This window comes from Agrobacterium sp. DKPNP3 (assembly GCF_052686535.1).
The window spans coordinates 66,300-75,392 of record NZ_JBQYSN010000015.1; the positions used below are offsets into that span (position 1 = coordinate 66,300).

Consider the following 9,093-nt stretch of genomic DNA (forward strand, 5'->3'; position numbering starts at 1 on the left):
CCACTTTCCGCGAAAATTGCTGTTGCCACGCCTCCATATCGATGCATAAACTGACATCAGCAATGGCAATACGGATCAACCTCTCAGACCCTCTCCTCCCACCAAGGTGCTGACCGACCAATGATCAATAATCTCAACGCCGCCGATCTTCCCCGCCCCGCGCCGCGCAGTTCCAACCCGGAAATCATGGCCGCGGAAATCATCGAGCGACTGACCTACCGCATCGGCAAAGACGTTAAGGTTGCAAAACCGCATGACTGGCTGACCGCAACCATCCTCGTCGTGCGTGACCGCATCATCGACAAATGGATGGAATCCACCCGCAAGGCCTATGCCAACAATTCCAAGCGCGTTTATTATCTGTCGCTGGAATTTCTGATCGGCCGCCTGATGCGCGACGCCATCTCCAACATCGGCCTGATGCACGAGATTCGTGACGCGCTGTCCTCCCTCGGCGTCGATCTTGACGTTATCGCCGGGCTGGAGCCGGATGCGGCACTCGGTAATGGCGGTCTTGGGCGTCTTGCTGCCTGCTTCATGGAATCCATGGCGACCGTTGATATTCCCGCCTATGGCTACGGCATCCGTTACGTGCATGGCCTCTTCCGCCAGCAGATGGCTGACGGATGGCAGGTGGAACTGCCGGAAACCTGGCTTGCCCACGGTAACCCATGGGAATTCGAACGCCGCGAAAGCTCCTATGAAATCGGCTTCGGCGGCTCGGTGGAGACGATCGGCGGATATGAAGACCCGCAGCGCTTCGTCTGGAAACCGGCCGAGCGCGTCATCGCCATGGCTTACGACACGCCGGTCGTCGGCTGGCGCGGCACCCGCGTCAACACGCTGCGCCTCTGGTCGGCACAGCCGATAGACCCCATTCTGCTCGCCGCCTTCAATGCCGGCGACCATATCGGGGCTCTTCGCGAGAGCAACAAGGCGGAAAGCCTGACGCGCGTTCTTTACCCAGCGGACGCAACGCCGGCCGGCCAGGAACTGCGCCTGCGGCAGGAATTCTTTTTCTCTTCCGCCTCGCTGCAGGACATCCTGCGCCGCCACTTGCAGCAGTATCCGGATTTCACCTCTCTACCGGACAAGGTCTCTATACAGCTCAACGATACCCATCCGGCCATTTCCATCGCGGAAATGATGCGCCTTCTGTGCGATGTGCACGGTCTGGAGTTCGAGGAAGCCTGGAAGATCACGCAGGGCACCTTCTCCTATACCAACCACACGCTGCTTCCCGAGGCGCTGGAGAGTTGGCCGGTGCCGCTGCTTGAGCGTCTGCTGCCAAGACACATGCAGATCGTTTATGCGATCAACGCCAATACTCTGCTCTTTGCCCGCAAGGAAAAGAAGATGGCGGACCAGCAGATCCGCTCCATTTCTCTCATCGACGAAGGTGGCGAGAGACGTGTGCGCATGGGCAACCTCGCCTTCATCGGCTCGCATTCCATCAACGGCGTCTCCGCCCTTCACACCGATCTGATGAAAGAAACGGTGTTTGCCGATCTGCACAGCCTGTATCCAGAGCGGATCAACAACAAGACAAATGGCATCACACCACGCCGCTGGCTGATGCAGTGCAATCCCGGTCTGACAAGCCTGCTGCGCGAGACGATCGGCGACGATTTCCTCGATGACGCAGAAAAACTGACAGCTCTCGACCGCTTTGCCGACGACGCCGGTTTCCGCGAAAAATTCGCCGAGGTGAAGCGCCTGAACAAGGTCCGCCTTGCCAATACGGTGGCGCAGCGCATGGGCATCCGCGTCGACCCGTCTGCGATGTTCGATATCCAGATCAAGCGCATTCACGAATACAAGCGGCAGCTTTTGAACCTTGTCGAAACCGTCGCACTCTATGATCAAATCCGTTCGCATCCGGAACTGGATTGGGTGCCGCGCGTTAAGTTCTTTGCAGGCAAGGCAGCGCCGAGTTACCACAACGCGAAGCTGATCATTAAGCTTGCCAACGATATTGCCCGGGTGATCAATAACGACCCGGCCGTGCGCGGGCTTCTGAAGGTGGTTTTTGTTCCGAATTACAACGTCTCGCTCGCGGAAATTATGGTTCCCGCTGCCGATCTCTCCGAGCAGATATCGACGGCCGGCATGGAAGCGTCCGGCACCGGCAACATGAAATTCGCACTCAATGGCGCACTCACCATCGGTACGCTCGACGGCGCGAATGTGGAAATGCTGGAACATGTCGGCGCCGACAACATCGTCATCTTCGGCATGACCGCTGAAGATGTCGCCAAGGCCCGTGCCGATGGTCATAATCCCCGTGCCATTATCGAAGGGTCTGCGGAATTGTCGCAGGCGCTGTCATCCATTGCGTCGGGCGTGTTCTCACCCGACGACCGTTCCCGGTTTTCCGCCCTTATCGACGGCATTTACAACAGCGACTGGTTCATGGTCGCCGCCGATTTCGACGCCTATGCCGAGGCTCAGCGCAAAGTAGATGCGATCTGGAGCGATCAGGATAGCTGGAACACCAAAGCAGTGCGCAACACGGCGCGTATGGGCTGGTTCTCGTCCGACAGGACGATCCGTCAATATGCCACCGAGATCTGGAGAGCCTGATGAAAAAACCGCTCAATTCGGCCGAAGAGAAAAAGACTGTCGACATCACGAAGGCTGAAATCGAGGCGATTAAGAGCGGTTTGCATTCCAACCCCTTCGCCCTTCTCGGTGTTCACGAAACGCCGGAAGGGTTTCTTGCCCGCTGTTTCATTCCCGGTGCGGAGGAAGTCTCTGTCTTGACACTGGACGGGACTTTCGTCGGCGAATTGAAGCGGTTGGATCCCGATGGTTTTTTTGAAGGCCCGATCGACCTCCAGAAACGCCAGCCGATCCGATACCGCGCTGCCCGCGATGATGCCGAGTGGGCAGTGACCGATCCTTACAGTTTTGGCCCGGTTCTCGGACCGATGGATGATTATCTCGTCCGCGAGGGATCGCATTTGCGGCTCTTCGACCGGATGGGTGCACATCCTCTGAAACTTGAAGGTGTTGAAGGCTTCCATTTTGCCGTCTGGGCGCCCAATGCGCGGCGCGTTTCGGTGGTTGGCGATTTCAACAATTGGGATGGCCGCCGCCATGTCATGCGCTTCCGCAAAGATACGGGCATCTGGGAAATCTTCGCGCCTGACGTCTATGCCGGTTGCGCCTACAAGTTCGAGATCCTCGGCGCGAATGGCGAGCTGCTGCCGCTGAAAGCGGACCCCTACGCGCGCCGTGCCGAGTTGCGACCGAAGAATGCATCCGTCACCGCCCCCGAACTGTCGCAGAAATGGGAAGATCAGGCCCACCGGGAACATTGGGCGCAGGTGGACCAGCGTCGCCAGCCGATCAGCATCTACGAAGTGCATGCGGGCTCATGGCAGCGGCGTGAAGACGGCACCTTCCTGAGTTGGGACGAGCTCGCCGCGCAGCTTATTCCCTATTGCACCGATATGGGCTTTACCCACATCGAGTTCCTGCCGATCACCGAACATCCCTATGATCCCTCCTGGGGTTACCAGACGACGGGTCTCTACGCCCCGAGCGCACGGTTTGGCGATCCGGAAGGCTTTGCCCGTTTCGTCAACGGTGCGCACAAGGTTGGCATCGGCGTCTTGCTGGACTGGGTTCCCGCTCATTTCCCGACCGACGAACATGGGCTTCGCTGGTTCGACGGCACGGCGCTCTATGAGCACGCCGATCCGCGCCAGGGTTTTCATCCAGACTGGAACACGGCGATCTACAATTTCGGTCGCGTCGAGGTGATGTCTTACCTCATCAACAACGCGCTCTATTGGGCCGAGAAATTCCATCTCGATGGACTGCGCGTCGATGCGGTCGCCTCGATGCTTTACCTGGACTACTCCCGCAAGGAAGGCGAGTGGATCCCGAACGAATATGGCGGGCGGGAAAATCTCGAATCCGTGCGTTTCCTGCAGAAGATGAATTCCCTTGTTTATGGCACCCATCCGGGCGTCATGACGATTGCCGAGGAATCCACCTCCTGGCCGAAGGTGTCGCAGCCCGTTCATGAGGGCGGTCTCGGTTTCGGTTTCAAGTGGAACATGGGCTTCATGCACGACACGCTCAGCTATTTCGCGCGTGAGCCGGTGCATCGCAAGTTCCACCATCAGGAACTGACCTTCGGCCTGCTTTACGCCTTCACCGAAAATTTCGTGCTGCCGCTGTCCCACGACGAGGTGGTGCACGGCAAGGGCTCGCTCATCGCCAAAATGTCCGGCGACGACTGGCAGAAATTCGCCAATCTGCGCTCCTATTACGGCTTCATGTGGGGTTATCCCGGCAAGAAGCTGCTGTTCATGGGACAGGAGTTCGCGCAATGGAGCGAGTGGAGCGAAAAGGGGTCACTCGACTGGAACCTGCGCCAATATCCGATGCATGAGGGCATGCGCCGGCTGGTGCGCGACCTCAACCTCACCTATCGGTCCAAAGCCGCCCTGCACGCCCGCGATTGCGAACCCGAAGGGTTCCGCTGGCTTGTGGTCGATGATCACGAGAATTCCGTCTTCGCCTGGCTGCGCACGGCGCCTGGTGAAAAGCCGGTGGCGGTCATCTGCAACCTCACCCCGGTCTACAGGGAAAATTATTACGTGCCGCTGCCTCAGGCGGGGCGGTGGCGGGAGATTCTCAATACCGATGCCGAAATCTATGGCGGCAGCGGCAAGGGAAATGGCGGACGCGTTCAGGCGGTCGATGCCGGCGGCAATATCGGGGCGATGCTCGTCCTGCCGCCGCTCGCCACGATCATGCTCGAACCGGAAAACTGACACATACAGAGGGAGGACACCATGTCGGAAAAAAGAGTTCAGCCTTTGGCGCGTGATGCAATGGCCTATGTCCTCGCGGGCGGCAGAGGCAGCCGCCTCAAGGAGTTGACAGACCGCCGGGCAAAACCCGCCGTTTATTTCGGCGGCAAGGCCCGCATCATCGATTTTGCGCTGTCCAACGCGCTCAATTCCGGCATTCGCCGCATCGGCGTCGCCACACAATACAAGGCGCACTCCCTTATTCGCCACCTGCAGCGGGGCTGGGACTTCTTCCGTCCTGAACGCAACGAAAGCTTCGACATCCTGCCCGCCTCCCAGCGCGTTTCAGAAACGCAATGGTATGAAGGCACCGCCGACGCAGTTTACCAGAACATCGACATCATCGAGCCCTATGGGCCTGAATACATGGTCATCCTCGCCGGCGACCATATCTATAAAATGGACTACGAATACATGCTGCAGCAGCATGTGGATTCCGGTGCCGACGTGACGATCGGTTGCCTCGAAGTCCCGCGCATGGAAGCGACCGGCTTCGGCGTGATGCATGTGAATGAAAAAGACGAGATCATCGACTTCATTGAGAAGCCGGCCGATCCGCCCGGTATTCCCGGCAATGAAGGCTTCGCGCTCGCTTCCATGGGCATCTATGTCTTCCACACGAAATTCCTGATGGAAGCGCTGCGCCGTGATGCCGCCGACCCGACCTCCAGCCGCGACTTCGGCAAGGACATCATTCCCTATATCGTTGAGCATGGCAAAGCCGTCGCCCATCGCTTCGCGGATTCCTGCGTGCGCTCGGATTTCGAGCATGGCCCTTACTGGCGAGACGTCGGCACCATCGACGCCTATTGGCAGGCCAATATCGACCTCACGGACATCGTGCCCGACCTCGACATCTACGACAAATCCTGGCCGATCTGGACCTATGCGGAAATCACCCCGCCGGCAAAATTCGTGCACGATGACGAGAACCGCCGCGGTTCGGCCGTGTCTTCGGTCGTTTCCGGTGATTGCATCATTTCGGGCGCATCGCTGAACCGCAGCCTGTTGTTCACAGGCGTCAGAGCCAATTCATACTCACGCCTTGAGAATGCCGTAGTACTGCCGAGTGTGAAGATCGGGCGTCACGCCCAGCTCAGCAATGTCGTGATCGACCATGGCGTGGTCATTCCGGAAGGATTGATTGTAGGAGAAGACCCAGAACTGGATGCCAAACGTTTCCGCCGTACTGAAAACGGCATCTGCCTTATCACCCAATCGATGATCGACAAGCTGGACCTGTAGCGCCGATGAATGTCCTTTCGGTTTCATCCGAAATCTATCCCCTGATCAAGACTGGAGGGCTCGCCGATGTTGCCGGCGCGCTCCCCATCGCGCTGGAAGCGCTTGGCATCAAGACGCGGACTCTGATCCCCGGATACCCGGCTGTAAAAGCCGCCGTGACGGATGCCGTCAAATGTTTCGAATTTACCGATCTTCTCGGCGAAAAAGCCGAGGTGCTCGAAGCGCGGCACGAGGGGCTTGATCTCCTTATTCTTGATGCGCCTGCCTATTACGAGCGCTCCGGCGGCCCTTATCTCGACCAGACCGGCAAGGATTATCCTGACAACTGGAGGCGCTTTGCAGCGCTTTCGCTGGCGGCGGCACGCATTGCGGCCGGCGAATTTCCGGGCTGGCGCCCGGATCTCGTGCATGCGCACGACTGGCAGGCCGCCATGGCGCCGGTCTACATGCGTTACGCCGAAACGCCTGAGATTCCGAGCCTGCTCACCATCCACAACATCGCTTTCCAGGGGCAATTCGGCGCCAACATCTTCAGCAAGCTTGCCCTGCCGGCCCATGCGTTCAGCATGGAAGGCGTGGAGTATTACAACGATGTCAGCTTCCTGAAGGGCGGCCTGCAGACGGCAACCGCGCTCAGCACCGTCAGCCCTTCCTATGCAGAGGAAATCCTCACCCCACAATTCGGCATGGGTCTCAACGGGGTCATCGGCAGCCGCGCGCACGTGTTGCATGGCATCGTCAACGGCATCGACGCCAACGTCTGGAACCCGGCAACCGATCACCTGATCCATGACAATTTCTCCGCAGCCAACCTCAAGAACCGGGCGTTAAACAAGAAGGCCGTCGCCGAGCATTTCCGGATCGATGATGATGACAGCCCGCTGTTCTGCGTCATCTCCCGCCTCACCTGGCAAAAGGGCATCGATCTCATGGCCGATGCGGTGGATGAGGTCGTTTCCCTCGGCGGGCGGCTCGTCGTGCTTGGCGCCGGCGATGTGGCATTGGAAGGGGCACTTCTGGCGGCAGCCTCCCGCCACCATGGCCGTGTCGGCGTTGCCATCGGTTATAATGAGCCGCTGTCGCACCTGATGCAGGCGGGCTGCGATGCGATCATCATTCCCTCGCGCTTTGAGCCCTGTGGGCTTACCCAGCTTTACGCGCTGCGTTATGGCTGCATTCCGGTCGTCGCCCGCACGGGCGGCCTTGCCGATACCGTCATCGACGCCAATCACGCCGCGATCGCCAATAAATCGGCGACCGGCGTGCAATTTTCCCCCGTGACTCTCGACGGCCTCAAACAGGCAATCCGTCGGACCGTCCGTTATTATCACGACCCCAAACTCTGGACACAAATGCAGAAACTCGGAATGAAATCCGATGTTTCCTGGGAAAAGAGCGCCGCTCTTTACGCCGCGCTTTACAACCAGCTCATATCGAAAGGCCATTGAACCAATGATAAAGACCGTTCAGACGACGCCCTATCAGGATCAGAAACCGGGCACTTCAGGACTGCGCAAGAAGGTGCCCGTCTTTGCCCAGGAAAATTACGCCGAGAACTTCATTCAGTCGATCTTCGACTCTCTCGAAGGCTTCCAAGGGGAGACCTTGGTTATCGGTGGTGACGGTCGTTACTACAACCGCGAAGTCATCCAGAAAGCGATCAAGATGGCCGCCGCCGCCGGCTTTGGGAAGGTGATGGTCGGTCAGGGCGGCATTCTTTCCACGCCTGCCGCATCCAACATCATCCGCAAATACAAGGCCTTCGGCGGTATCGTGCTTTCCGCGAGCCACAATCCCGGGGGCCCGACCGAAGATTTCGGCATCAAATACAATATCGGCAACGGCGGTCCCGCCCCTGAGAAGATCACGGACGCGATCTATGCCCGCTCCAAAGTCATCGACAGCTACAAAATCTCCGACGCTGCCGATATCGACCTCGACAAGGCCGGCAGCTTCAAGGTGGACGACCTGACGGTCGAGGTGATCGACCCGGTCGCAGATTACGCGGCCCTCATGGAAGAACTGTTCGATTTCGATGCCATTCGTGCGCTCATCGCGGGTGGTTTCAAGGTTGTGGTCGACTCCATGAGCGCTGTTACCGGCCCCTATGCCGTCGAGATAATCGAAAAGCGGCTTGGTGCGCCCAAAGGTTCGGTCCGCAACGCGACGCCGCTGCCGGATTTCGGTGGCCACCACCCAGATCCGAACCTTGTCCATGCCAAGGAACTTTACGACGACGTCATGAGCCCGGAGGGCCCGGATTTTGGTGCCGCCTCCGATGGCGACGGTGACCGCAACATGGTGGTCGGCAAGGGCATGTTCGTCACGCCGTCGGACAGTCTTGCCATCATTGCCGCCAATGCCAAACTGGCGCCCGGTTATGCTGGCGGCATTTCAGGCATCGCCCGCTCGATGCCAACCAGCGCCGCGGCGGACCGCGTCGCGGAAAAGCTCGGCCTTGGCATGTACGAGACACCGACCGGCTGGAAGTTTTTCGGCAACCTGCTGGATGCCGGCAAAGTCACGGTGTGCGGCGAAGAGAGTTTCGGCACCGGCTCGAACCATGTGCGTGAAAAAGACGGTCTGTGGGCCGTGCTTTTCTGGCTGAATATCGTTGCCGTTCGCAAGGAAAGCGTCAAGGACATCGTCACCAAACATTGGGCGGAGTATGGCCGCAACTACTATTCGCGCCATGACTACGAAGAGGTTGACGTCGACGCCGCCAACACACTTGTGGCCATCCTGCGTGAAAAGCTCGCGACGTTGCCGGGCACCAGCTACGGCAATCTCAAGGTCGCTTCGGCGGATGATTTTGCCTATCACGACCCGGTCGACCAGTCCGTGAGCAAGAACCAGGGTATCCGCATTCTGTTTGAAGGCGGCTCGCGCATCGTGCTGCGTCTTTCCGGCACCGGCACCGCCGGCGCCACGCTTCGTCTCTATGTCGAGCGTTACGAGCCGGATGCAGCACGGCACGGCATCGAAACGCAGGAAGCACTCGCCGATCTGATCGCCGTTG

At 58.9% G+C, this 9,093-nt stretch carries 5 protein-coding genes; all 5 read left to right on the forward strand.

Annotated features, from left to right (window positions below):
• The first annotated feature begins 120 nt into the window (after positions 1-120).
• Positions 121-2,583, forward strand: coding sequence for a glycogen/starch/alpha-glucan phosphorylase (locus ACUTJJ_RS06855; protein WP_445541736.1), 2,463 nt, complete (start codon positions 121-123; stop codon positions 2,581-2,583).
• Entirely contained in the window at positions 2,583-4,790 is a 2,208-nt protein-coding gene (gene glgB, locus ACUTJJ_RS06860; RefSeq protein WP_144578525.1) for a 1,4-alpha-glucan branching protein GlgB, read from the forward strand. Before ACUTJJ_RS06855 ends, glgB begins: the two co-directional genes overlap by 1 nt.
• A gap of 21 nt (positions 4,791-4,811) precedes the next feature.
• Entirely contained in the window at positions 4,812-6,074 is a 1,263-nt protein-coding gene (gene glgC / locus ACUTJJ_RS06865; protein ID WP_063947166.1) for a glucose-1-phosphate adenylyltransferase, read from the forward strand.
• A 5-nt stretch (positions 6,075-6,079) separates the two neighbouring features.
• Entirely contained in the window at positions 6,080-7,522 is a 1,443-nt protein-coding gene (gene glgA / locus ACUTJJ_RS06870; protein ID WP_445541737.1) for a glycogen synthase GlgA, read from the forward strand.
• A 4-nt stretch (positions 7,523-7,526) separates the two neighbouring features.
• Positions 7,527-9,093, forward strand: a 1,567-nt coding sequence (locus tag ACUTJJ_RS06875) for an alpha-D-glucose phosphate-specific phosphoglucomutase (RefSeq protein ID WP_445541738.1), incomplete at its 3' end; no start/stop codon positions are given.